We start from the raw sequence: 24710 nt of genomic DNA on the forward strand, positions 1-24710 counted from the left end.
CCACCACCGTGCGCCGTCACGAAGAAGAAATCCGCCGCCTACGAAAAGCAAAACCTGACTGAAGACCCACCTTCAACAGCAGAAACCGCACCAAGATTAGCCGGATAACCGAAGGACAAACCCCGCATCGAGCGGCCGATGCCCTACATTCGGGACTCGTTCTTCGCCGGCCGCGAGTTCACCTCGCTGGCACAGATGCAGGCCGAGGCGATCAGGTGGTCCACTGAGGTATACGGGGTCCACAAGCACCGCGGCCTGGATGGGCAGACACCGGCATCGGTGTTCGCCGCGATCGAACGTGATGCACTGATGCCGTTGCCGCCCAGAGCGTTTGAGTCGGTTGTCTACTCGATCGGGCGGGTCGCCGCGGATTGCCACGTCAAGTCCGGCAAGGCGCTGTACTCAGTGCCGTGGCGGCTGATCGGCCAGCAGGTCACCGCCCGCACCGCTGGTGACGTCGTGCAGATCTTCCACAGCGGGACCGTGGTCGCGACCCACGTGCTGCACCTGTCGGGCCGCTCGACGAACTTCGAGCACTACCCGCCACACAAGATCGCCCACACCCTGCGCACCGTGACGTGGTGTCGCACCCAGGCCGAGCAGATCGGGCCCGGCGCCGTCGCGGTCGTCGCCGAACTGTCCACGGTCAACGCCATCCACCGGCTCCGCGCCATCCAGGGGATCATCCGCCTGCGCGAGAAGTACGGCGATTGCCGCCTGGACGCGGCCTGCACACGAGCACTGCAAGTCGGGGACCCCAGCTACCGCACCGTCAAAGGCATCCTGGTCGCCGGCACCGAAGCAGACCAGGACCCGCCCGCAGTCGTCCCAGCACCACCGGCGATGCTGCGCGGACCTGACGCGTTCGACACCGACCTCAGCGCCTGAGCGCACCAAAACCACTCCACTGCAACCACTTCGACTCCAAGGACATTGTCATGACAATTCACGATCCCAGCCTGCGGGCCGCACTGAAGACCCTCAAACTGACCGGCATGCTCGATACCCTCGACGCCCGCCTGGCCCAAACCCGCGACGGGAAACTCGGACACCTGGAATTCCTGCAGGTGCTCTGCGAAGACGAAATCGCCCGCCGCGAGACCGCCGCCCTGGCCCGACGGGTCCGCCGCGCCCGCTTCGAACAGCACAACACTTTCGAGGACTTCGACTTCACCGTCAGCCCCAAGCTCCCTGCTGCGATGCTGCGCGACCTGGCCGCGCTGCGCTGGCTCGACGCCGGCGAGTCGGTCATCCTCTACGGTCCCGTCGGCGTCGGGAAAACCCGTGTGGCACAAGCACTCGGGCACCAAGTAGCCCGCCGCGGCGGAGACATCCGCTTCGTCAAATGCTCCCGCATGCTCGCCGACCTCGCCGGCGGCCACGCCGACCGCACAATCGGACAACGCATGCGCGAATACACCCGCCCCCTGGTCCTGATCGTCGACGATTTCGCGATGCGCGAGCACACCCCCACCCAAAGCGACGACCTCTACGACCTGGTCTCCGACCGCGCCATCGCCGCCAAGCCCCTGATCCTGACCAGCAACCGGGCCCCGAAGGACTGGTACCCGCTGTTTCCGAACCCGGTCGTGGCCGAATCGCTGCTCGACCGACTGATCAACACCAGCCACCAAGTCCTCATGGACGGCCCGTCCTACCGACCCCGGAAACGACCCGGCACCAAGACCACCTGACACCCACTTCAGCGGTTCGCTACGCTCACCGCAGCAGCGCCTGAACCTGGGGAATTACGTGACGGCAGCCCCTGGGGAATTACGTGACCGTGGACAGCCGAACATTACTGTCGACCAACAACTTCAGCTGGCAGACGACTGCACCCTTATGACCTGGTCGGCGACCGCGATCTAATGGCGACATCGGTTCGGATGGATCGACGGTGTACAAGACCGTGCCGGTGTCGCTGGATTTCGCGGCGCTGTGGCGAGGCGGTAGCATTCAATCCTGCCGTTGTCGTGTCTGCGTTTGGCCTGCTCTACTGAACAAGCGGCCGGTAGTTAGAGGGTCGCGGAGGTTGGCCCTACACTGACAGTGATGCTGTGCGGAGGAGTCCCACCGATCGCCCAAGCGGTACCCGTTGCGGTGTAGACCGCGCCGGACCGCGCTGGTGTGAACGTCACTTGGGCTGCGTTCCAGGCAAACTCCGTCCCGCACTGCGTCTGAACTCCTTCAGTTGCGACACAGACAGTGACTCGAGTCGGCTGGATTGACCCGCGACAGGATCGGACGGACAAAGTGGCCGTCACGGCCGCACCGCCCATGGGAAGTTCGATCCGTTGCGGCAGAGTCAGGGTGTAGGAGCACGTCAGGTCCTGTGCTTCATCGGGTGCTGCGGAAACCGTTGCCGGGTAAGCGAACATGACCGTCAACACGGCAGTGGCGGCTATCGAGGCACGTAGGTTGCTGGATCGGACACCGGGGCTGCTCGCTCTCTTCGATTGTTGGCCGACTGCCGTAGTGATAGCGGCCCGAGTGAAATTACGCCTATCCACCCCACGCCCTCTCTCTGTGCCGATGGTCAACGACTTCGCTGCTACGAGCGCGCCCCCGATCCCGGACTATACAGTTCAAAGATCAAACTATATAGTGACGGCGTTCTTGTTTGAGTGGAGAGGTCTGGTGTGACGAGCTGGCTGGGCATGGTCACTGCGGCTTATGACAGTGATCGTCCGAAGGTTGCGTCCGAAGGATCGACGATGTCCGGACGAGAGCTGCTTAGTCGTGCTGCGGCGGCCGCCGACTGGCTCGATGATCTTGACATCCCAGTCGGAGGATATGTCCCCGCACTGATTTCGAACCGCGCGGACTCGCTGGCGCTACTCATCGGCGCCGTTGGATCGGGCAGAGTACTCGCCCCGTTGGGACCCCGACTAACACCGCGCGAGATCGCGCAGTGCGCAGGCCCACTCGGAGTCGGGGTGATCGTGGCCGAGCAACAGGCGAGCGAGGTCGCCGCGCGGGTTGCTCGCGATATCGGCTGCGCCGCCGCGACGCTCCCACCCCTCCCCGAGAGCGGGCGAAAGCTCTGGACCAGCCAGGCCGAGAACGACCCGGTGATCTTGATACACACCTCGGGCACCACTGGGATGCCGAAACCTGTGCTCTACCGCGACCGCCATGTATTGAGGCGAGCGTTGGTGAGTTCGCAGCTCATGGAACTCAGCGAGCGAAGCACCTATCTGACCGCTTCGCCCTTCCATCATGTCGGCGGTGTCGGGAACCTTCTTGTGGGGCTGGCAGTAGGCGCCACTCTCGTACCCTTTCCGCGATTCAGAGTTCAAGCGTGGCGAGCTCTGGCTAATGTGGCCGTCACACATGCACAACTCGTCCCGACAATGATCGAAATGCTGCTGGAATCGGGCGAACTTCGCGCAGGGACGTTGCAGGTAATCCAGTACGGTGCTGCACCGATTCATCCGGATACCCTCCGCCGGACGGTCGAGACGGTGCCGAACGTGCGGCTGTTGAACATGTTCGGTCAAACCGAAGGAAGTCCAATTACTTACCTCAGTCCGGAAGACCATCGGCGCGCCGTTGCGGGTGAGACAAGCCTGCTGTCGTCGGTCGGACGTGCTGTGCCCGGAGTAGAGCTACGTATTCAGGATCCGGATGTCAATGGGCTCGGTGAAGTCCTCGCTCGTGCTGAGCACTTCGTGCATGTCGACGACGAGGGGTGGCTTCACACCGGTGACATAGGGAGGTTAGCGGCGGACGGCTATCTATACCTGCGCGGTCGTCTTGGCGACAAGATCGTCCGTGGCGGTGAAAATGTGTATCCGATCGAGGTCGAACAGGTGCTCGCGAAGCATCCCGGCGTCGCGGATGTGGCTGTTATCGGGGTGCCAGACCGACGTCTCGGCGAGACGGTCAAGGCATTCGTAGTTGCGGCCGATCAAACTGACCCCCCTTCGCCAGACTCCTTGCGGGCCTTTGCCCGTGAGCACCTTGCTGGGTTCAAAGTTCCGAGCGACTGGGAATTCGTTACCTCACTTCCTCGGAATCATGCGGGGAAGATAATGCGCCGCCTACTTTCCGAAGGCAGCGCCACTCGTTCCCCGTCAAATCCATAAGTCGCAAAGACATGATCTCAAAGGATTGACACCATGACTGAAAAGCAGACTGTCCGTTACGAAGTGGCCGCAGGTGTCTGCACACTCACGTTCAATCGGCCGGACCGTAACAATGCCTGGAGTATCTCGATGGAGCAGGCGTATTATGCGGGGCTGGACAGGGCGGCAGTCGACGACGACGTTCGGGTCATCATCGTGACCGGAGAAGGAAAGTCATTCTGTCCCGGCTTGGACAAGGCGATCCTCGACGAAATAAGATCTGGTTCGACGTTCGCAGACAACCGCCGTCCAGCGACCGTCGCCACCACGATTCCAAAGCCCGTGATCGCGGCCATCAATGGTGGATGTGCCGGTGTCGGAATGGTGCAGGCAACTCTCTGCGATCTACGGTTCGCCGCAGCGGGAGCAAAGTTGAGCTGGGCCTTCTCACGGCGGGGTTTACCTGCGGAAGATGGCTCCTCCTGGACGCTGGCACGTCTCGTCGGGCACGGGCGTGCGATGGATCTGCTCCTTTCCGGACGAGTCTTCACAGCCGAGGAGGCCTACGAAATGGGTCTGGTTCAGCGGCTTTTCGAACCCGATGAGCTGTTGGCTCGGACGATGGACTACGCATCTGATCTCGCACGGAACGTGTCCCCGACCGCGATGGCTATGGTCAAGCACCAGCTTTGGAGCGACTGGGATACGTCTTTGGAGAACTCACGGGTGCGGGCTCAGCAGCTTCTACCGATCGCCAAGCGGCAACCCGATTTCCAGGAAGGTGTGCGCAGCCTCGTTGAGAAGCGACCGCCTGAGTTCGCTCCATACCGCACGGTTTACTTTTGATCGTTGGATCAGGAGTTCCTCCGCATCGACTGGCCCGACAATCCCGGAGAAGAGAATGACCGAGTACGCCACGGAGTTCCCGAGCTTGAAGTTCGACCGCCCAGACCATGGGGTCTTGCGCGTTGTCCTCGACGCACCGAACCTCAACGCGGTAGGGCCGCAAATGCATCGCGATCTAGCCGACGTCTGGCCGGTAATAGACCGAGACCCAACGGCGCAAGTTGTTCTCGTTCAGGGCGCAGGGAAAGCCTTTTCCGCCGGCGGTACGTTCGACTCGATTGAGCAGATGGCCGCGCAACACACCGTTCGCGCACGGGTGATGCGGGAGGCGCGAGACATGGTCTACGGGATGATCAACTGCTCAAAACCTGTGGTTTCCGCGATCACCGGGCCAGCGGTTGGTGCCGGCCTTGTCATCGCGATGATGGCCGACATCTCTGTCGCAGGCCGCACGGCGCGTATCGTAGATGGTCACACACGCCTCGGCGTGGCCGCAGGTGACCACGCAGCGATCTGTTGGCCGCTGCTCTGCGGCATGGCGAAGGCCAAGTATTACTTGCTGACATGCGAGCCGCTGACCGGTGAAGAAGCGGAGAGAATCGGCCTTGTCTCGAAGTGCGTCCCGGATGATGAGGTGGAATTGGTCGCGGGAGACATCGCTCGCCAACTCGCCTCTGGTTCCGCACATGCCATCAGAGGAACTAAGTATGCGCTGAACAACTGGTATCGCTCGGCCGGGCCGATCTTCGATGCCGCGCTCGGCCTGGAGTTCTTCGGCTTCGGCGGACCAGATGTGGTCGAAGGACTGACGTCGCACCGGGAGAAGCGCAAACCCAACTTTGCCGTGCTGAACGACGCGCCGACTCCGCCATCGGGCTAACGCGCCGCGTCGGCCCACCACCCCAACTAGTTGATCGATCTGGAGATTGTTCGTGGACAAGAATGTACCGGCCAGCCCTCGCTCCGATGAAGTTGAACCGTTCGTCAAGGGCCTCACATGGGAAGAAATGCGAGTGGGTCAACGGTTCAAGACCGCGCGGCGAACGATCACCGAGACCGACCTTGTCAACTTCGTGACCTGGGGCGGCTTCACAGAGCCCTTGTTCTGGGAGTCGACACACGCCGCCGAAGGCGGCTACACGGGGCGACTCGTTCCAGGAGCGTTGACCTACTGCGTCGCCGAGGGACTTGTCCTGCAGACCAACGTATTACATGGCACGGGACTTGCCTTCATGGCCATGGAGTTGTATGTGCGCCAGCCAGTCTACGTTGGCGACACGATACATGCGATAGTCGAAGTAACTGAAAGTCGCGCCGCCAGATCTGGGGAACGCGGGGTTGTCACCAGCCGGATCAGCGTTCGCAACCAACGCGACGAAGAGGTGTTGACCTATGTACCGGTCAGGTTGATTCGCGGAAGCGACTTCAGAGATGCGGCGCCGCACTCTTGAGACGGAGCGTTCGGGGGAAGGCTTGAGACGGAGCGTTCGGGGGAAGGAAGGAAATGATGAACAACGTAATTGAAGTATCGGGGCCGAAACTTCCTGAGTCCCTCAAAGATGTGACCCCGGAATGGTTGTCGGGGGTCCTGTCAGGGGAACGGGGACGCGTCGTCGTCAAGTCAGTGACGATTGACAAAGAGGTACACGGCACGTCCACCATGGCCCGTCTAGCCCTTCAGTACGACGATTCGACTGCCGCCGCGTCACTTCCCGATCGCTTGTGGGTGAAGGCGGGGTACGAACCCCATAGTGACGCTATGGGTCAGCTTGACCTGTACGCTGCCGAAGCTCGCTTTTACCGCGACTTGCGAGGAGAACTGCCGGTGAACGCGCCGCAGTGCTACTTCGCAGCCTGTGATGAATCGGCAAAGCGCGGGGTGATCTTGATCGAAGACCTCGATGGTCGCGGTGCCACCTTCGGCTACTCAACCCGTCCGGTCAGCATCGACACCATGCGAAAGATCTTGACTGGCTTGGCGCGGCTGCACGCGGCATGGTGGGCTGATCCAAAGTTGTGGGAACTCAGCTGGCTCCAGCTGCCCCTCGACTATGGCAGTCCCATGGAAGCCTACTTCCGGGCGCACACGCCGGAAGTTGTCGCATCCTATCTCGATCGTCCCCGCGCTGCGGCAGTCCCCTGCAACATCGCCAACCCAAAAGCCCTCAATGACGCGTTGTGGGCCCTGCAGGCCTTGATGGCCTCTACGCCGTCCTGCCTCTTGCACGGCGACCCGCACATAGGCAACATGTTCTTCGAGAAGGACGGCACGCCAGGGCTGTTCGACTGGCAGATCTTGCGCCGCGGACGCTGGGCGCACGATGTCACGTACGCCATCGTCACGGCACTCGATGTCGCCGATCGTCGAAACAGCGAAGAAGATTTGTTGAAGCACTATCTTGCTCAGCTTGAGGAATATGGCGTCGACGCACCCGATTTCGATGAGGCGTGGCTCGAGTACCGGCGCTACCTCGCCTGGGGCTTGATGGTTTGGCTGGTGAATCCAGAGGATTTCCAGCCCGACGAGGTTAACGAACCGTATCTGACGCGATTCGCCATCGCAGCCGACGACCTCAAAATGTTCACTTCACTCGGCCTGGGGTGAGGCCGGCTATGGTTCTCACTAGAGACCCGCGCCCAGAGTCCTCGCAAGGGTGGCCGTCATCAATGCCGGCATGAGGTGCCCAACATCGCGCAGATCCGACGCCCACCTGAACCCGCCGCCTCGTCGGGAGTTGCGAACATCGAAAGTCGAATGGACAATAACGAGCCAAGATTGCCGACACCAAGGGTCGTAATCCGCACTCCGCGTGGTTCCCTGACCAGCGGAGCCTCCGCCCTGCGTGACTGGGTTGCTCGCGTCGAGATGACGCCAATCGAGGGCGTATTCACCGGAGACCACATCAGCTTTCACAACGGCTCCGGCTATGAAGGACTCATCGAAGCTACGGCCGTGGTCGCTGCGAGCCAGCGGCTCACAGTATGGACGGCGGTCTATCTGTTGGCGCTTCGCCACCCCGTTCCCGTTGCACGAGCGATTAGTTCGCTAGCGGCAGTTGCCAAGGATCGCTTCGTCTTCGGTGTCGGACTCGGCGGCGAAGACCCCCATGAATTGGAGATCTGCGGAGTGGACCCGCATACACGCGGACGCCGACTTGACTCTCACCTCGCTGTCGTCAGGTCTCTCATGGCTGGCGAGACGGTCAGCGTGCACGACGAATTCGTCGACATTCCCGAAGCCACCATCCGGCCGGTGCCAAATCCACCGGTACCCGTTCTGGTGGGTGGGCGCTCGGACGCGGCCTTACGCCGGGTCGCCCGCGACGCCGACGGGTGGATAGCGATATGGACCTCGGTCGAACGCGCCAGAGCGGCTCTGGCGACGATTGCCGATCACGCTGCGGCATGCGGTCGGACACAGATACCAAACCGGAATGCGCTGATGGTGTGGTGCGGCTTCGGGCCGTCGCGCCAGCATGCCCAGTCACTCGTCGCGCCGGTGATGGAAGATCTGTACAAGATTCCGTTCACCAGGTTCGAGCAGTATACACCGTGCGGAACACCGGAAGATGTGGCGGAAGCGATAGCTCCTTACCTCGAACTCGGTTTCGACGATGTGCTGCTGAACGGCGTCGCCGACGATCCGAGCAACTTGATCAAGCTGAGCGCCGAGGTTGCCACCATTCTCGGCGCACCGTAAGCGTACCGTCTTCGGTACTTCCATTAGCTGTCATAGCTGTCAGCTGAAGCTTGCCCAGCCAATGTGGAGAGTGGTTCGAATCTCCTGATTGCAGGATATCTGGCACGCCACCAGGGCTGGGTCACATAGCTGAGACGCAACCCCCCAGTCCAACTCCCGGTGGCTCGGTTGGGCCGACGGGCTCACTACCCTAAAAGTCGCGCTGCAATGTGGGTTGGCATGTGTGGGCACGCTTGCGGCGGGAAAGCAAGACTGCACCGCCTGCCGGTCATCCGCGCGCGGGGGACTGAGTCGGGATAGCGTCCCGGGGAGTGGTGGAATTCGGATCTGGCGTGGTTCACGCGTTGCGATCAACGAGTCATGTTGAACGCTAGGTGATTTGGTGTTGTTTGGCAAGTGCTGCAGCGGCGTGTTTAGTGGCGATGACGGTGCGTAATTCGTCCATGGAGACATCGGAGAGATAGCGGCGGGTGACCTGCCATTCGTCGTGGGCTTCGATGACCACCGCGGTCGCCAGCCGCAGGAACGCTGCCGGGTTGGGGAAGATCTCCACGACATCGGCGCGGCGCTTGATCTCCTTGTTGAGCCGCTCGATATGGGATTGTTCGACCAGATCTTCTGCCAATGCGCCCGCGGGAACGCGGTGAACGCCAGCACATCGGTCTTGGCCTCAGACATCATCGCGGCCACTTTCGGGAAGCTGGCGGCCAGGGTGTCGGCGACGCGGTCCCACTGGGCGGCGACCTCGATGGGGTCGGTGTGGGCGAAGATGGTCTTGACCGCCGCGGTCACCGCCGGGGCATGCTTGGCCGCGACGGCGGTGTGCAGGTTACGCATGAAGTGCACCCGACACCGCTGCCACGATGAGTTCGTGAACTGTGGTGCCACAGAAGTTTTCAGACCAGCATGAGCATCAGAGATGACCCGATGCCCCCCGGTGAGCCCGCGCGCTTTCAGCGACGCCAGGAATTCGCGCCAGAACTCATAGGACTCACTGTCACCAACGGCGGTGCCCAGGACTTCGCGGGTGCCGTCAATGGACACCCCGGTGGCCACCACGAGGGCCTGAGACACGACGTGCGCCCCGATACGGACCTTGCAGAAGGTCGCATCGCAGAAGATGTACGGGAACTCGGTATGGGCCAAGCTGCGGGTGCGAAACGCCTCGATCTCTTTGTCCAGGCCGACGCAAATCCGTGACACCTCGGATTTGGACACCCCCGCCTCGACGCCCATCGCGGCCACCAGGTCATCGACGCTGCGGGTCGAAACGCCATGGACGTAGGCCTCCATGATCACAGCATGCAGCGCCCGATCGATGCGGCGCCGCCGCTCCAGCAGCGACGGAAAGAACGACCCGGCCCGCAGCTTGGGGATCTGCACCTCGATGTCACCCGAGGTGGTCGACACCGTTTTCGGTCGGTGCCCGTTGCGGTGCACGGCACGGCCCTCAGTGCGCTGGTAGCGGCCGGCGCCGATCGTGGCGGTGGCTTCGGCCTCGATCAAGGCCTGCAGCCCGGCGCGGATCAGCTCGGCGAACACCGCCGAAGCATCGGCGGACTTCAGCGCATCGAGCTGGGCAAGCAGGGCAGAATGATCATGGGTCATCGCGTCGTGTGTCCTATCGTGAGTCACTTTGGTCGGTAACTCACTGACCACTACGCGATGGCCCACCCCGGCACCATCAGCGACACACCCGGCAATAGGTCCGGCACCGTCGACACCGGATTCCGAAACCCCACCACGCCAGGGGACTTACCCTGAGTCGGATTGGCGCAAAGAACCCAGGTGCCCCTCTGCGAGGCGGACATTGCTAAGTCGGAGACGATTAGGTGCCGTGGAGAGTGACGGTGCCTTGGTTCCGACCGCGATCGTCTTGGGCAAGACCTTCATCCACGGGGATCGACCCACGCGGCGCTGCTGATGACGGAGAAGCCCGCCTCTCCGAATAACTTCCGAACCTGCGGTGGGGAAGGAAGGTGCAAAGGACTCGACAAGGCGTCGGGTGATAGACGCCGAATCAGAGGGCGCTGGGGCTGACTACTGCGACGATCGCGAGCCCTTGCGGAGCAACTACCCGGTAGAATTCTTGCAACGCGGCCGCTTGGTTGAAGAACTGAAATGCCGAGGTCGTCACGACACCGTTCAGAGTTCCGTCGGTGAAGGGCAGCTGCTCAGCGGGACTTATGCACCACTGCACCAGTGAAAAACGCTGTCGTGCCTCGTCGATCATGCCTTCGGATACATCGAGCCCGTAGGCCTCGTCGGGATGCAGCTCACGCTGGATGCGGTTGGCTAGTATCCCCGTGTCGCAACGGACATCAGCGATCCTGCGAGCGCCGTGGGACTCCAGGACCGCGATCACCTCATCTTGTGCGGGACGACAAAGCCGGTTCTGCAGATATTCGAAATCGTATGCGTGCTAGGCAAAGTTCCAAAAACGCCTGACCGCATCGCCGTGGTCTCTTCGTCGCACAGTCATGACTCCACCACCATCGCGTTCTCATGGTTGACGGCCCGTTCGAGGTTGCTCATCCAATTCGATGTATTAATGTACTATATGATGCGGAAAGTTCGCGTTGACGATCTTGGGTGCTGGACCAGCCTCGCCGCTCAAGAGGGTGACGGATGCGCATCGTCGGGGTTCACCTCGACAGGCGATCTCGAGGTAATTCAAGGGGTATGAATAAAATTGAGTTCGAATATGCTTGTTGGATCGTCTGCCAGGTCGCTGATGTCCAACGCCGAGCGAATTCCCCGAATAGTTGTTGGGTCCGATCCTGAGAGCTGCTCAATCGGCGTGTTTGACCGGAGGTCGAGGCCCCCTAACTGTGATCTGAGTCAACCGACTTACCCATTCGCCCTGATCTCTTCTCTTCGTGGACAGGCAGCGGGGAGATTGCGCGACGAGTCTTCGGGCAGGCTCGTGTGATCTCCAAGGTTCTCGTCGCCAATCGTGGTGAGATCGCGGTCCGCGCTTTCCGCGCCGCCTATGAGATGGGCATCGGCACGGTGGCCGTCTACCCCTACGAGGATCGCAATTCTCTGCACCGGCTCAAGGCCGACGAGTCCTATCAGATCGGCGACATCGGGCATCCGGTGCGCGCGTACCTGTCGGTCGACGAGATCGTCGACACCGCGTTGGCGTGCGGCGCCGACGCGATCTATCCCGGTTACGGGTTCGTCTCGGAGAACCCCCAACTCGCCGCGGCGTGTGCCGCCTCGGGCATCACGTTCATCGGGCCCGACGCGGCGATCTTGGAGCTCACCGGCCACAAGGTGAGCGCCATCGCGGCGGCCGGTGCGGCCGGCCTGCCGGTGCTTGCTTCGTCGGCACCGTCGTCGTCGGTGGAGGAGCTGGTCGAAGCCGCCCAGACCATGCAATTCCCGTTGTTCGTCAAGGCTGTCGCCGGCGGCGGTGGGCGGGGTATGCGCCGGGTGGCCGACCCGGCGGTGCTGCCCGAAGCGATCGAGGCGGCCAGTCGCGAGGCCGAATCTGCGTTCGGGGATCCAACGGTGTTCCTCGAACAAGCCGTGGTGAATCCACGCCACATCGAGGTGCAGATCCTTGCCGACACCTACGGCAACGTCATCCACCTCTACGAGCGCGATTGCAGTGTGCAGCGTCGCCACCAGAAGGTCATCGAGCTGGCCCCGGCACCCAACCTGGATCCCGCTCTGCGCGAACAGATTTGCGCCGACGCCGTGGCGTTCGCCCGCCAGATCGGCTACAGCTGCGCGGGCACCGTCGAGTTCCTGCTCGACGAGCGTGGCCGGCATGTGTTCATCGAGATGAATCCCCGGATCCAGGTGGAGCACACCGTGACCGAGGAGATCACCGACGTCGATCTGGTGTCGGCGCAGCTGCGGATCGCCTCGGGGGAGACGCTGGCCGATCTCGGTCTGTCCCAGGAGGCGATCCAGCCGCACGGAGCGGCGCTGCAATGCCGGATCACCACCGAGGACCCGGCCAACGGATTTCGGCCGGACACCGGGCGGATCACCGCCTACCGCTCGCCGGGCGGCGCCGGTATCCGCCTGGACGGCGGGACCCATCTGGGCGCGGAGATCAGCGCCCACTTCGACTCGATGCTGGTCAAGCTGACCTGCCGGGGCCGGGACTTCTCCACCGCCGTCAATCGGGCCCGGCGCGCGGTCGCTGAGTTCCGCATTCGCGGCGTGTCCACCAACATCCCGTTCCTGCAGGCGGTTCTGGATGATCCCGACTTCCAGGCCGGTCGGATCACCACGTCGTTCATCGACGAGCGTCCGCAGTTGTTGACATCGCGATCGTCGGCCGACCGCGGCACCAAGATCCTCAGCTTCCTTGCCGACGTCACCGTCAACCAACCACACGGCCCGCGGCCGTCGACTGTGTATCCGTGTGACAAGCTGCCCGCTGTCGATCTCACCGCGCCGCCGCCGTCGGGATCTAAGCAGCGCCTCGAGGAACTTGGCCCGGAGGGATTCGCGCGCTGGCTGCGGGAGTCGCCGGCGCTGGCCGTCACCGACACGACGTTCCGTGACGCGCACCAGTCGCTGCTGGCCACCCGGCTGCGCTCCACCGGTCTGCTGGAGATCGCCCCCTATATCGCCAGGATGACCCCGCAGCTTCTGTCGATCGAGTGCTGGGGCGGCGCGACTTACGATGTGGGACTGCGGTTCTTGAAGGAAGACCCGTGGGAGCGGCTGTCCGCCCTGCGCGAGGCGATGCCCAACATCTGTCTGCAGATGTTGCTTCGCGGCCGCAACACCGTCGGCTACACGCCCTATCCGGAGGTGGTCACCTCGGCGTTCGTCGAGGAGGCGACCGCGACTGGTATCGACATATTCCGGATCTTCGACGCGCTCAACAACGTCGAGTCGATGCGGTCCGCCATCGACGCGGTACGCGAAACCGGAACGGCGGTCGCCGAAGTCGCGATGAGTTACACCGGCGACCTGGCCGACCCGGCCGAGAACATCTACACCCTGGACTACTACCTCAAGCTGGCCGAGCAGATCGTCGACGCCGGTGCGCACGTGCTGGCCATCAAGGACATGGCCGGGTTGCTCCGGGTGCCGGCCGCCCAGCGGTTGGTGGGCGCGCTGCGCAGCCGCTTCGACCTGCCGGTGCACGTGCACACCCACGACACCCCCGGTGGGCAGCTGGCCACCTACGTCGCGGCCTGGATGTCCGGCGCGGACGCGGTCGACGGGGCGGCGGCACCGCTGGCCGGAACCACCAGCCAGCCGGCGCTCAGCTCGATCGTGGCCGCGGCCGCGCACACCGAGTACGACACCGGGTTGTCGCTGTCGGCTGTCTGTGACGTGGAGCCGTACTGGGAGGCGCTGCGAAAGGTGTACGCTCCCTTTGATGTTGCCGCATCCGGTCCTTCTTCTCCCACCGGCCGGGTGTACAGCCACGAGATCCCGGGCGGCCAACTGTCGAACCTGCGTCAGCAGGCGATCGCGCTGGGTTTCGGTGACCGGTTCGAGGAGATCGAGGAAAACTACGCCGCCGCCGACCGCATCCTCGGCCGGCTGGTCAAGGTCACCCCGTCGAGCAAGGTGGTCGGCGACCTCGCCCTGGCTCTGCTGGGTGCGGGTGTGAGCGCCGACGAGTTCGCCGCCGACCCGGCGCGCTATGACATCCCCGACTCGGTGATCGGCTTCCTGCGCGGTGAACTGGGCGACCCGCCGGGCGGCTGGCCGGAGCCGCTGCGCACCAAGGCGCTGGCCGGCCGGCCGTCGGAGAAACCGGTCGACGAGGTCACGGCCGAGGACGAGGCCACCTTGCACCTGGCCGGACCGAAGCGGCAAGCCACGCTGAACCGACTGTTGTTCCCCGGTCCCGCAAGGGAATTGGAAGCCCATCGCGAACAGTACGGCGACACCTCACGGCTGACCGCCAACCAGTTCTTCTACGGGCTGCGCTACGGCGAGGAGCATCGGGTGCAGCTCGAGCGTGGTGTCGAACTGCTGATCGGGCTGGAGGCCATCTCCGATCCCGACGAGCGCGGCATGCGCACGGTGATGTGCATCATCAACGGTCAGCTGCGGCCGGTGGCGGTGCGCGACCGCAGCATCGGCGAGACCGTGCCCACCGCCGAGAAGGCCGACCGGGCCAACCCCGACGATGTCGCGGCGCCCTTCGCTGGCGTCGTCACCGTCGTGGTGGCCGTCGGTGACGAGGTCGCCGCCGGGCAGACCATCGCCACCATCGAGGCGATGAAGATGGAGGCGGCGATCACCGCACCCAAGGCCGGCACTGTCAACCGGGTCGCGGTCGGCACCACCGCCCAGGTGGAAGGTGGCGACCTGCTGGTGGTGATCGGCTGACCCGCATCGTCGCCGGCACGGCCGGCGGCCGACGGGCGTCCCAGGCTGGGTACCACCCCTCGTTATCGAACATCGGGGCCGCCGCTCCTTGGCAGGGCAAGGAAAGTTCCGAAGCGCACGACATCGGCCTCGGCGCTCTCGGGTCCCCGGGCGTGCCTGACTACCACAGCGTGCATGGGCGGACAATGCGCCCTGCCGTCCAACACTCATACTGACGTCCCGCAGATCTCGGGATTACTTCTCACCGATCGATTCGTCGCGTCCAGAACCGCACACCGAGGACGACGGCATTGATGACCCAGATCCATGACCCACAGATTCGATACCGACGCGATGGCGCGCGTGTCCTCGGCGGCTGCCACCATGGGTGCACGGAGGCGCGCTCATGTCAGATCCGATAGTCGGCCAGCAGCCGCTTGCTGATGATGTTCTTCTGGATCTCGCTGGTGCCCTCGCCGATGAGCAGGAACGGTGCGTCCCGCATCAGCCGTTCGATCTCGTACTCCTTGGAGTATCCGTATCCGCCGTGGATGCGGAAGCTCTGCTGGGTGACCTCCGCACAGAACTCACTCGCCAGGTACTTGGCCATCCCGGCGGCGACGTCGTTGCGCTCGCCGGAGTCCTTCAGCCGAGCCGCGTTGACCATCATCAGGTGTGCCGCTTCGACTTTGGTGGCCATCTCGGCCAGTTGGAAGGCGATGGCCTGGTGCTCGGCGATCGGCTTGCCGAAGGTGCTGCGCTGCTGGGCGTATCGGACGGCCAGCTCGAAGGCGCGGATGCCGACCCCGCAGGCCCGGGCAGACACGTTGACACGGCCGACCTCGACACCGTCCATCATCTGGAAGAAACCCTGTCCCGGCTTGGCGCCGAGGACGTCGTCGGCGCTGGCGACATAACCGTCGAAGATCAGCTCGGTGGTGTCGATGCCCTTGTAGCCGAGCTTGTCGATCTTTCCCGGGATCGTCAGGCCCGGCGCGACTTCGCCGAAGCCGGAGGGCTTTTCGATCAGGAAGGCGGTCAGGTTGCGGTGTGGCTTGTCCGCGCCTTCGTCGGTGCGCACCAGCGCGGCGACCAGGGTCGAACTGCCGCCGTTGGTCAGCCACATCTTCTGGCCGTCAATGGTGTAGGTGTCGTCACCGTTGTCCCTGGCCCTGGTGCGGATCGCGGCGACGTCAGATCCCAGCTCGGGCTCCGACATCGAGAACGCACCCCGGATCTCGCCGGTGGCCATCCGGGGCAGGAAGCGCTGCTTCTGCTCGTCGGTACCGTGCTGACGAATCATGTAGGCCACGATGAAGTGGGTGTTGATCACCCCGGAGATGCTCATCCAGCCGCGAGCCAGCTCCTCCACGCACAGCGCGTAGGTGAGCAGCGATTCGCCGAGCCCGCCGTACTCCTCGGGAATCATCAGGCCGAACAGGCCCATCTCCCGCATCTGGTCGACGATGGCCTGCGGATAGGTGTCGGAGTGCTCGAGTTCCTGGGCGTTGGGAATGATCTCCTTGTCGACGAATTGCCGTACAGTGGAGACGATTTCGTCCTGAACGTCGGTCAAGCCGAGAGTCTGGGCAAGTCTGGTCATCTCAAACCCTTTCGAACACCGCGGCCAGGCCCTGGCCGCCGCCGATGCACATCGTCTCCAGCCCGTAGCGCGCCTCCCGCCGGTGCAGCTCCCGGGCCAGCGTGGCCAGCATCCGTCCGCCGGTGGCGCCCACCGGATGTCCGAGCGAGATTCCCGAGCCGTGGACGTTGGTGCGCTGGTGGTCGGCGTCGGTGAAGTTCCACTCGCGCATGACGGCCAGCGCCTGGGCGGCGAACGCCTCGTTGAGCTCGATGAGGTCGATATCGGCCAGCGCCAGTCCCGCCTTGGCCAACGCGGCTTCGGTGGCGGGTACCGGCCCGATGCCCATCACCTCGGGCCCGACCCCCGCCGAGCCCCATGACACCAACCGCACCAGCGGGGTGAGGCCCAGTTCAGCCGCCCGTTCCGGTGTCGTCACGATGCACATCGAGGCGGCATCGTTCTGCCCGCTGGAGTTGCCCGCGGTGACGGTCGCTTCCGGATCCTCCTTCAGCAGAACGGGTTTGAGCTTGCCCAGCGACTCGACCGTCGTGTCGGCCCTGGGGTGCTCATCGGTGTCGATCACGTCCTCGCCGCGGCGGTTCGCGACGGTGACTGCGATGATCTCCTCGGCCAGGATGCCGTCTTTCTGCGCGGCGACCGCCCGCTGATGTGAGGCCACCGCCAGCTCGTCCTGCTCCTGACGGGAGATGCCGTACTGGCGGCGCAGGTTCTCGGCGGTCTCCAGCATGCCGCCCGGCACCGGGTAGTGCTTACCACCGGCGGTGGTGCGTCCGCGGGCCAGCCCGTCGTGGACCCGCACCCCGGTACGGCTGCCACCCCAGCGCATGTCGGTCGAGTAGAACGCGACGTTGCTCATGCTCTCCGCGCCACCGGCGACGACGAGATCGTTGTCACCCGAAGCGACTTGCAGGCACGCCTGGATGACCGCCTGCAGGCCCGAGCCGCAGCGGCGGTCGACCTGCATGCCGGGCACCGTCACCGGCAGGCCGGCGTCGAGCGCCACGACCCGGCCGATGGCCGGGGCCTCGCTGTTGGGATAGCAGTGCCCGAGGATCACGTCCTCGACGGCGTCGGGTGCGACCCCGGTGCGCGCCAGTAGACCTTTCAGCGCGGCCACCCCGAGGTCGACGGCCGTCAGCGAGGCGAACATGCCGCCGTAGCGCCCGATCGGCGTGCGAACCGGCTCGCAGATGACGGCCGTGCGCGTCATTCCGCGGCTCCGCGGGCACGAATTACTACGCGGTGAGCCACGAACGCCATCTGATCAAACCTCTCTTCGCCGATCCACCCAGCGTCATACATCCTATTTCATATATGATTTGCCGGTGGCACGCACCCCCGGGGAGTCCACGTGAGCAATGACCCCGCTGAAGGGAAGGTCGTTCCCGCGGCGCGCGATACAACTCCTTGGTGAAGTGCCTTGCCTCGGTGGACGCGCCGACGGTTATTCTGCGGGTATCCGAAGATGGGATGCTTAACCTGTTGCCAGACTCCTCGGCTGAGGCACGCTTGTCCGTCCGAGTCTGTTTTCATCGAATGTGGCCCTGGTGTTGGCGGATAGTTGTTGTTGTGGCGGATGATCTCGCCATGGCGTGCCAAGCACCGACGGTTGGTGCCAACTTTGACCATTATCGCGGGACGCCGCCGCTTGCGCTGGATCCGAGTCGGAAGCTGCCCTTCGCGAGCGCGAACGTATTCGAGAAGCTATCCGCACTGGAGGTGTGATGAAAAAATCTATCGGGCAATCACATTCGACCGGAACCGCGCCGCGACTCCTGACCATCAAACAGGTCGCCGACCGCCTCACGATCAGTGTCGGGTGTTTGCGGGCGTGGCGCATCCGTGGCGAGGGACCGCCCGCGATTCGAGTTGGCTCGGCCTTGCGTTGGGACGAACGCGAGGTTGATGCCTGGCTGAATACGCGTCGCGAATCAGGCGGATTAGCCTCTTGAGGCTGAATACAGTTCGCGAGCCGGTTGGCAACGGACGGCACGGTGATTGAGGTCCGGACTGGCCCTGACGGTGCTCGGGCCTATCGAGCTCGGATTTACTACCGCGGTCGCTACGTCGCGTCACGGACTTTCGCTCGGAAGCGAGATGCTCAGGAATGGGAACGTCGTCAGGTTGACGGTCTGCGTTCTGGAGTATGGTCCGACCCGGGTGCGGCAGAAAGGCCAGTGCAGGACTGGTGTGATGCTTGGCTAGCCGCACAGCCTCCGCGAGCGCCGGCGACCGAACGCAAGATCCGTGAGGCCATCAACAAGAGGATCGCAAGAACCTTCGGCCGGCGCCCGGCGATATCGGTGCGACCGTCTGAGGTCAGGGCTTGGTGCGCGGATTTGGCACGAACACAGTCCTCGGCGACCGCGCGTCACTCGCTGGGCGTCTTACGCCGTGTCTTCGACTACGCGGTGCAGGACGGCGCCATTCCCCGGAATCCCGCGACAGGTATCCGCCTACCTAAAGTCCAAGGGAATGAGCCCCGGCCGCTTACGCACACCGAATTATGGCAGCTCGCCGAGCAATTCGATGCCAGGAGAGACCGGGTCCTTATCGTCGTTGCCGGGTACTGTGGACTTCGTTGGGGCGAGCTGGCGGCGTTGAGATGGAGCGATATCGATCTCGATCTATGTCGACTGCGAGTATCTCGTGCCTACTCCGAAGAGGCGCCTCGAGGTGAGATGTCTCCGGTGAAAGATCACCAGGCACGCACCGTTCCGATCCCGAGAATGGTGGTGGATGAACTGAGCAAGCTACATGCGCTGTCAGCGCCTTCGGAACTCGTTTTCCCCTCCGCGAACTCTACGCCGCTGCGAAACCGCAATTTTCGACGCGACAGCTTCGATGCGGCTACGGCTGCTCTGGGCCTGGCGATCACTCCGCACAACCTCCGTGACACCGCAGCGTCGCTCGCCATACAAGCGGGCGCCTCGGTCGTTGCGGTTGCGCGCTTACTTGGCCATGAGTCGGCTGCGACGACGCTCAATCATTATGCAGGGCTCTTTCCTACCGACCTTGACGATGTCGCGATACGCCTCGATGCCGCCGCGAGAGGGGCCGTCGGGGACCAGTGAGTGCCACTTCGTGTGATCGGCTCACCGACCAGGCACCGACCAGGAGTCGGACCGACGTGTAGCCGGGAATCGCGAAAAGCATTGATGAGCTGCGGTAACGCTAGTAACGCTAGTGCCCCCGGCAGGATTCGAACCTGCGACACCGGCTTTAGGAGAGCCGTGCTCTATCCCCTGAGCTACGGGGGCGCACCGGCTGGCAGCTTACCGCCTACCGGCGTCAACCCCGTCGGTCCCGCACAGCGCGACCAGGTAGCAGTGCCCTCGAACCGGGGCGGCTTGGGGATGGTCCTGGCGAAACCAGGCGACAAGGCGACGGATCATGCTCGTCCCGGTCGGTGAAATAGCGCGCCCCACTCGTAGCGGGCGACGGAGGTGGCATTGCTGTCAATCTCCGGGTCGACGTCCTGAGCCAGCCGGACCAGCGCCTGTGCCACCCGCTGGGTGTCCAGGTGATGCCGCTGCGATGCCAGCGCGATCTCGCTGGACGCGGCGTCCAGCGTGCACCGTTTGAGCCCGACCAGCACGCCTTCGGCATACCGCCGCATATCGTCGCCCGCCGTCATGGTTCGCCTCCCGTGCATCAAGCCATTGCCCGACTGGCGGGTTGGCAAACCCTGATCGTCAGCGCAGTTCGGCGATCACCTTGGCGAAGTACTCGGCGTGGTAGTCCTGCACGGTGAAGTAGGTGATGCCGTAGTCATCCCGGCGGGCCCGCAGGGTGTCGGCGATATCGCGTGGCGTCCCGGTCAGCACGGTCGGCAGGGCCAGCAGCTGCTCCTCGGTGGCGTCGGGGGCGTATCCGCGGGTCAGCGCGAGATCGGGGATACCCGAGGAGTCGGTGGGCACCCCGGTGATCGCGATGTTGAGCTCGAGGTCGGCGAATCGTTCCCCGGCAGCGTCGCGGACGAACTGGATGCGCTCGGCCAGCGGATCGTGGCCGGGATACTCGGGCACCCCGCCGCCGGTGAGGCCGATGATGTCGGCGTGCTTGGCAGCGATCCGCAGCACCCGGTCACCGTTGCCGGCGATCAGGATCGGGATCGAGGGTGCGGTCTGTTTCAGGTATTCGGTGGTGTGCCGGAGGTGGTCGACGCGTTCGCCCGCGCTCGGATACGGCATCTCGGCGGCTTCGAACTCCTCGCGCACATATCCGGTGCCCAGCCCGAGGTCGAGCCGTCCCTCACTCAGGACGTCGACGGCGATGGCGTCGCGAGCCAACAGCGCGGGCTTGTAAAACGCCGCGTTGATCACGAATGTGCCCACCCGCATCGTCTTGGCGATCTCGGCCGCGGCCACCATCGTCGGGAACGGTGCGGGTATCCCGAAGCGGCCGAGATGGTCGGGGACGTGCAGCACGTCGAAACCCAAATCTTCGAACCGCTTGACGGTGTCGCGCAGTTTCTGCGCCGACTTGACCGATCGCACGCCGATGCCGAAGCGGAAGTCTCTGCCCATCCCGGCATGTTAGGACCGGCTCCGGCCGCGCCGACAGCGTCGGTCCCGCTGCGTGGCACTAACCGTCCAGCCGGACGAACCCCTTGGTGCGCATCAGGAAGTCGGCCAGGAACCCGTCGTGCGGCAACCCCGCCGCCGTGTAGTAGGTGGGCACCGGCCCGCGGTAGACATTGGCGATCGACGGCTCATCCAGCAGGTCGCCGACCAGGGCGTCGTCCTCGGTGAATACCGTGACCACCAGCGAATCACGCAGCGGTCCAATCCCGTTCGTCCGCTCCCAAGGCGCGATCCAGACACACGGAAAGGCCAGCTCGGTGTTGAGTTTCTCGCTGTCCGGGCCGGTGAGCACGTGCACGGCCGGGCGCAGTGCCGCTCGGCCGTCGCCGAGGTCGGCCACGACCTGATCCGCCCCGAGCAGTGCCGTCGTTCCCGCGGCGCGGGCCGCGACGAAGCCGGCGACGGCCCGCGCGGATTCGATCGGCTGGGTGGGCAGGATCGCGCGCTCGTCCTCGGGTGGCAGTGCCTCGATGCCGCGCAGCCGCTCGGCGATCGCGGCAGCCAGCGGCGCGGCGTCACCCTCGACGAGCACGGCGGTGGCGTTGACGCACGCCATGCCGCCCAGTCGGGCAATCGAATCAACGATGACGTCGAGGTGATCGCGCCAGTCCTGCTCGGCGGTGAGCAGGATCTTGGTGCGGCCCGGACCGTTGACGAAGACTGTCGGATCCCCGGAGTACTTGGCGACGACGTCGCTGCCGCCGTACACCAGCGCCAGGTCGGCCGACGCGACGATCTCGTCCGCGCCCGCGTGGTCGGTGGGCAGATAGGCCACGTCGTCATCGCGAAAACCGGCCTCCCGCAGTGCGGCCACCAGCCGGTGGGCGGTGAAGGGTTCGCGCCGCGACGGGCGGATCGCCACCCGGTAGCCCAGCGCCAGCGCCTGGGGCCACAGGCCGTGGACGCCCGGCGCGTTGCCGGAGGCATGCACGCCGAACAGTTCGCCGCGCCGCGACCAGATCGCCGTCGCCTGCCCGGATCGTGCCGTCTGCCAGTCGAGCGCCGCCGCGACGGGTCGGGCCGGCTGGGCCGAGTCGAACGCGGCGATGACGGCCTCGCTCACCTCCCGCGCTTGGCGGCGCGTAACAGCGATCGGCAGGCCGGACACCCGGCTCGCCGCGCGGACATAGGACTCGAAGTCCAGCCCGGCGGCCTCCGACGTGGCGAAGACCGCGCCGGCCTTGTTCAGGGCGGCGCGGCGCTGATCGACGGGCAGCGGCCTTGTCCTGCGCTGCGCAGCCATCGCCCTGGCGATGTAGAGCGGCGGCGCGATGCTCAGTTCGGCCATCGGGGTGCCGGCCGCGTCGGTGACGACTTCCCTTCGGCGGGAACGGTATTCTCCGCCGGGTACCAAGCCGGGCAGGTCGATCACGTCAGTACACGCCTTCGATCACCGGCTCACCGTCGAGCGTGGCGACCGGCGCCACCTCGGCGACCGAATCCCCGACCTGGCCGTCGGGGCCGGGAAGCCGGATGGCACTGTCGCGTTCGAGATTGTTCGGGATGAACATGCCCTTGCTGATGTGGTTCATCACCACTTGGCCGCGTTCGCCGTAGCCGACCTGCTCACCGGTGTCGGGGTCGACCACCCAGAACACGACGTAGGGGCTGCGCGGATCGAAGACGAACGTCTCGCCGTCGACTCTGGTCTGCGCCTGCGACAGGATCATCGTGCTACCGAACACCATCGCGATGGTGGCCTCCGCAAAGACGTCCCGCAGCACGTCGAGGGTGTCGGGGTCCACATGCGCACCGCTGAGCAGGATGAAGCGGACCTTCTCGCCGACCAGCTGCGCGAGGGTGTCGTCGCGGGCGATCGCGTCCAGCAGCGGGGGCGTGGTGTGCAGATTGGCGATGTCCTGGCTGCGCAGAACGTGTTCGGCCTGCTCCAGGAGGTGGCTCAGATACGCCGACATCTCCGTCGCGGCCCCGCGGGCGACCAGCTTCTTGACCCATCGCGGATCCAGGTCGACCGCATGACAGATCGAACCCAGGCGCGCCGACACCACCCGGGAGAAGTAGCCCACACCGTGCGGGCCGCTGGGCATCAGACACAGGAAACCGCGTCCCGCGTTGAACCCGGCCCGTCGGAAGTCGTCGGTCTGCCAGTCGATGACCTGGGCCACCCAGTCCGGCAGTTGTGCCGTCCGCTTCGGTGCGCCGGTCGTGCCGCCGGATTCAAAGATGAGCGGGATCGGCGGGGGTGAACCGTAACCGCGCGGGATCAGCTCTTCGGCGGGTACGTCGCGCAGTTGGTTGACCAGATTCGGGAACCGGCGCAGGTCGGCGAAGGTCCGCACATCGGTCAGGGGATCGAAGTCGAGCTCCTTGGCGGTGCGCAGCCAGTACGGTGAGCCGGTGTCGGCGCCGAAGTGCCATGCCATGGCCGCGCGCAGGTAGGACTCAGCGTCCGGCGGCGGCGCCTCGCGCGGCAGATTCAATACGGAGAAGTCGACGTCGGCCACACTCTGAGATCCTGTAGCAGCGTTGCTCGATGCGATACCCGGCGGGGCCGCCGTTAACCGGTTTGTCTGCCGGAGTTTGCATTCCCGCTAGAACGCCCAGGAATTGGCCGCCGCGGCCAGGCCCTGAACCAATGCGGAGGTGGCCTGTGAGAGCCCGTCGGCCTCCGGCGGCTGGCTGCGCGGGCTGATGCCGCGAACCCGGGTCGGCAGTTCCAGCTGAGCCCCGCCGCCGCGCACCCGGTTCACCGGGTTGTCGGGATGTAGGCCCCGCAATTCGGAGGGGATGGCGCCGAGGTCGGTGACGATCCGATACCCCGGCAGGTTGATATTGGCGGCCAGGTGGCGGGCGAGTTCCCGATTACCGCCGCCCGCGAGCAGTTCGGTGCTGCGACCGATGCGGCCGTAACCATGCACCGACACCGCCACCTCGACGTGGTCGAGAAACGCTGCCAGCCGGTCGGATTCGGCGGCGAGATAGCGCGCGGACGGCAGGTGGTGCGGATAGTTCGCAGGGTGGCGAAGCAGATACAGCGACGCTCCGGCGGCGTCGGCGGCGCGTTCGGCGATGACGTCGGTCATCTGCTCCAGCCCGCCGCCGTGGATGGCCAGGAACCCGAACTTCGACTTCAGCCGGCTCACCTCGACGACCGCGGGATCGGTGAGAAGCTGGGAAAGAGATTGCGGGCCAGATCCATTCGACGCCAACGGCCGCGGCCAGTGCATCGGATCCCAGCGGCGCAGAAAATCCACCCAGCGCGTCGGCAGGCCATGGTGCAGGGCGCCGTCGATGATGCGCTCCAGATAGCCGGGCCGCGGTGGTCCCGGTTCGGTCCGGTGGTCGATGTAGACCCAGGCCGGTGCGGGACCGTCGGAGGTGTGCACGGTCAGCCAGTCGCGCCGGTAGCGCACCGGGACTCCTTCGGCGCTGTCCAGGGTGGCCAGGTCGTGGTCGGTCAGCCACCACAACACCCCGTGGACGGTGCTTCCGGCGAACCGTTCGACGGTGGCCACGCCGCGTTCGTTGATCAGCCAATCGTGGTCGGTCAGGGTCGCCGGCCGCGGGTCGGCGGCCTCGGGACAACGCCGGGCCATCTGCTGCGCGCAGAGGTTGGACCCGTAGGCGAAATACGGGTGCCGCAC

Annotated in this window: 17 protein-coding genes, 1 tRNA gene and 3 pseudogenes; 11 read left to right on the plus strand and 10 right to left on the minus strand. The window is 64.6% G+C overall.

Features of this window, described 5'->3' with window-relative positions:
* Positions 1-108: 108 nt before the first annotated feature.
* The 8 genes and pseudogenes from ORI27_RS12365 to ORI27_RS12400 form a co-directional block, all read left to right on the plus strand.
* Positions 109-888: pseudogene (locus tag ORI27_RS12365) on the plus strand (Mu transposase domain-containing protein); the annotation flags it as partial.
* Positions 889-938: 50 nt separating this feature from the next.
* Positions 939-1694 carry an IS21-like element helper ATPase IstB gene (istB, locus tag ORI27_RS12370; protein ID WP_265997332.1) on the plus strand — a complete coding sequence of 252 codons (756 nt, stop codon included), beginning with the start codon at positions 939-941 and terminating at the stop codon, positions 1692-1694.
* Between the two features lie 945 nt (positions 1695-2639).
* Positions 2640-4088, plus strand: coding sequence for a class I adenylate-forming enzyme family protein (locus ORI27_RS12375; protein WP_265997331.1), 1449 nt, complete (start codon positions 2640-2642; stop codon positions 4086-4088).
* 33 nt (positions 4089-4121) lie between these two features.
* Positions 4122-4913: an enoyl-CoA hydratase-related protein gene (locus tag ORI27_RS12380; protein ID WP_265997330.1), complete on the plus strand. Its 792-nt coding sequence runs from the start codon at positions 4122-4124 to the stop codon at positions 4911-4913.
* Positions 4914-4968: 55 nt separating this feature from the next.
* The gene (locus tag ORI27_RS12385) at positions 4969-5793 is read left to right on the plus strand and encodes an enoyl-CoA hydratase/isomerase family protein (protein WP_265997329.1); all 825 of its coding nucleotides are present in this window, start codon (positions 4969-4971) and stop codon (positions 5791-5793) included.
* Positions 5794-5845: 52 nt separating this feature from the next.
* Positions 5846-6364 carry an FAS1-like dehydratase domain-containing protein gene (locus ORI27_RS12390; protein ID WP_265997328.1) on the plus strand — a complete coding sequence of 173 codons (519 nt, stop codon included), beginning with the start codon at positions 5846-5848 and terminating at the stop codon, positions 6362-6364.
* Between the two features lie 53 nt (positions 6365-6417).
* Positions 6418-7518 (plus strand): phosphotransferase, encoded by a 1101-nt coding sequence (locus tag ORI27_RS12395; RefSeq protein WP_266073952.1) that lies wholly within the window; start codon positions 6418-6420, stop codon positions 7516-7518.
* Positions 7519-7668: 150 nt separating this feature from the next.
* On the plus strand, positions 7669-8613 hold the full coding sequence (locus tag ORI27_RS12400; RefSeq protein ID WP_265997326.1) for an LLM class flavin-dependent oxidoreductase: 945 nt from the start codon (positions 7669-7671) through the stop codon (positions 8611-8613).
* Between the two features lie 370 nt (positions 8614-8983).
* On the opposite strand, the pseudogene ORI27_RS12405 reads toward ORI27_RS12400, so the two are convergent.
* Both ORI27_RS12405 and ORI27_RS33120 read right to left on the minus strand, forming a co-directional pair.
* Positions 8984-10221, minus strand: a pseudogene (locus tag ORI27_RS12405) (IS256 family transposase).
* Between the two features lie 246 nt (positions 10222-10467).
* Positions 10468-11014, minus strand: a pseudogene (locus ORI27_RS33120) (class I SAM-dependent methyltransferase); the annotation flags it as partial.
* A 527-nt stretch (positions 11015-11541) separates the two neighbouring features.
* Between ORI27_RS33120 and ORI27_RS12415 the strand changes: the two are divergent.
* Complete coding sequence (locus tag ORI27_RS12415; protein WP_265997323.1) at positions 11542-14934, plus strand: pyruvate carboxylase; 3393 nt, start codon at positions 11542-11544, stop codon at positions 14932-14934.
* Between the two features lie 388 nt (positions 14935-15322).
* Here the strand turns inward: ORI27_RS12415 and ORI27_RS12420 are convergent, their stop codons facing one another.
* Both ORI27_RS12420 and ORI27_RS12425 read right to left on the minus strand, forming a co-directional pair.
* Positions 15323-16516: an acyl-CoA dehydrogenase family protein gene (locus ORI27_RS12420; RefSeq protein WP_265997322.1), complete on the minus strand. Its 1194-nt coding sequence runs from the start codon at positions 16514-16516 to the stop codon at positions 15323-15325.
* Position 16517: 1 nt separating this feature from the next.
* Positions 16518-17729 (minus strand): acetyl-CoA C-acetyltransferase, encoded by a 1212-nt coding sequence (locus tag ORI27_RS12425; RefSeq protein ID WP_265997321.1) that lies wholly within the window; start codon positions 17727-17729, stop codon positions 16518-16520.
* A gap of 514 nt (positions 17730-18243) precedes the next feature.
* Here ORI27_RS12425 and ORI27_RS33125 point away from each other — a divergent pair.
* Together ORI27_RS33125 and ORI27_RS12430 are read left to right on the plus strand one after the other, a co-directional pair.
* On the plus strand, positions 18244-18471 hold the full coding sequence (locus tag ORI27_RS33125; protein ID WP_407666300.1) for a helix-turn-helix transcriptional regulator: 228 nt from the start codon (positions 18244-18246) through the stop codon (positions 18469-18471).
* A 225-nt stretch (positions 18472-18696) separates the two neighbouring features.
* Positions 18697-19593, plus strand: a complete 897-nt coding sequence (locus ORI27_RS12430; protein ID WP_410174319.1) for a tyrosine-type recombinase/integrase — start codon at positions 18697-18699, stop codon at positions 19591-19593.
* A 113-nt stretch (positions 19594-19706) separates the two neighbouring features.
* Here the strand turns inward: ORI27_RS12430 and ORI27_RS12435 are convergent.
* The 6 genes from ORI27_RS12435 to ORI27_RS12460 form a co-directional block, all read right to left on the minus strand.
* Positions 19707-19779, minus strand: a tRNA-Arg gene (locus ORI27_RS12435).
* A gap of 131 nt (positions 19780-19910) precedes the next feature.
* Positions 19911-20156 carry a hypothetical protein gene (locus ORI27_RS12440; protein ID WP_265997320.1) on the minus strand — a complete coding sequence of 82 codons (246 nt, stop codon included), beginning with the start codon at positions 20154-20156 and terminating at the stop codon, positions 19911-19913.
* A gap of 58 nt (positions 20157-20214) precedes the next feature.
* On the minus strand, positions 20215-21048 hold the full coding sequence (locus ORI27_RS12445; protein WP_265997319.1) for an LLM class F420-dependent oxidoreductase: 834 nt from the start codon (positions 21046-21048) through the stop codon (positions 20215-20217).
* 58 nt (positions 21049-21106) lie between these two features.
* Positions 21107-22477, minus strand: a complete 1371-nt coding sequence (locus ORI27_RS12450; protein WP_265997318.1) for an aldehyde dehydrogenase family protein — start codon at positions 22475-22477, stop codon at positions 21107-21109.
* A gap of 1 nt (position 22478) precedes the next feature.
* A complete protein-coding gene (locus ORI27_RS12455; protein WP_265997317.1) occupies positions 22479-23570 on the minus strand; it encodes an acyl-CoA synthetase family protein in 1092 nt (363 codons plus the stop codon).
* Between the two features lie 87 nt (positions 23571-23657).
* A complete protein-coding gene (locus tag ORI27_RS12460; protein ID WP_407666304.1) occupies positions 23658-24710 on the minus strand; it encodes a poly-gamma-glutamate hydrolase family protein in 1053 nt (350 codons plus the stop codon).

Origin of the sequence: Mycobacterium pinniadriaticum, from assembly GCF_026242045.1 — a bacterium.
Classification (GTDB): domain Bacteria; phylum Actinomycetota; class Actinomycetes; order Mycobacteriales; family Mycobacteriaceae; genus Mycobacterium; species Mycobacterium pinniadriaticum.

What these genes read in the sequence shown, in the direction of transcription:
- ORI27_RS12440 (WP_265997320.1), bottom strand. Translation starts at nt 20,156, where the DNA reads ATGACGGCGGGCGACGATATGCGGCGGTATGCCGAAGGCGTGCTGGTC.
- istB (WP_265997332.1), top strand. Translation starts at nt 939, where the DNA reads ATGACAATTCACGATCCCAGCCTGCGGGCCGCACTGAAGACCCTCAAA.
- ORI27_RS12395 (WP_266073952.1), top strand. Translation starts at nt 6,418, where the DNA reads ATGATGAACAACGTAATTGAAGTATCGGGGCCGAAACTTCCTGAGTCC.
- ORI27_RS12420 (WP_265997322.1), bottom strand. Translation starts at nt 16,516, where the DNA reads ATGACCAGACTTGCCCAGACTCTCGGCTTGACCGACGTTCAGGACGAA.
- ORI27_RS12425 (WP_265997321.1), bottom strand. Translation starts at nt 17,729, where the DNA reads ATGACGCGCACGGCCGTCATCTGCGAGCCGGTTCGCACGCCGATCGGG.
- ORI27_RS12385 (WP_265997329.1), top strand. Translation starts at nt 4,969, where the DNA reads ATGACCGAGTACGCCACGGAGTTCCCGAGCTTGAAGTTCGACCGCCCA.
- ORI27_RS12380 (WP_265997330.1), top strand. Translation starts at nt 4,122, where the DNA reads ATGACTGAAAAGCAGACTGTCCGTTACGAAGTGGCCGCAGGTGTCTGC.
- ORI27_RS33125 (WP_407666300.1), top strand. Translation starts at nt 18,244, where the DNA reads ATGAAAAAATCTATCGGGCAATCACATTCGACCGGAACCGCGCCGCGA.
- ORI27_RS12400 (WP_265997326.1), top strand. Translation starts at nt 7,669, where the DNA reads ATGGACAATAACGAGCCAAGATTGCCGACACCAAGGGTCGTAATCCGC.
- ORI27_RS12445 (WP_265997319.1), bottom strand. Translation starts at nt 21,048, where the DNA reads ATGGGCAGAGACTTCCGCTTCGGCATCGGCGTGCGATCGGTCAAGTCG.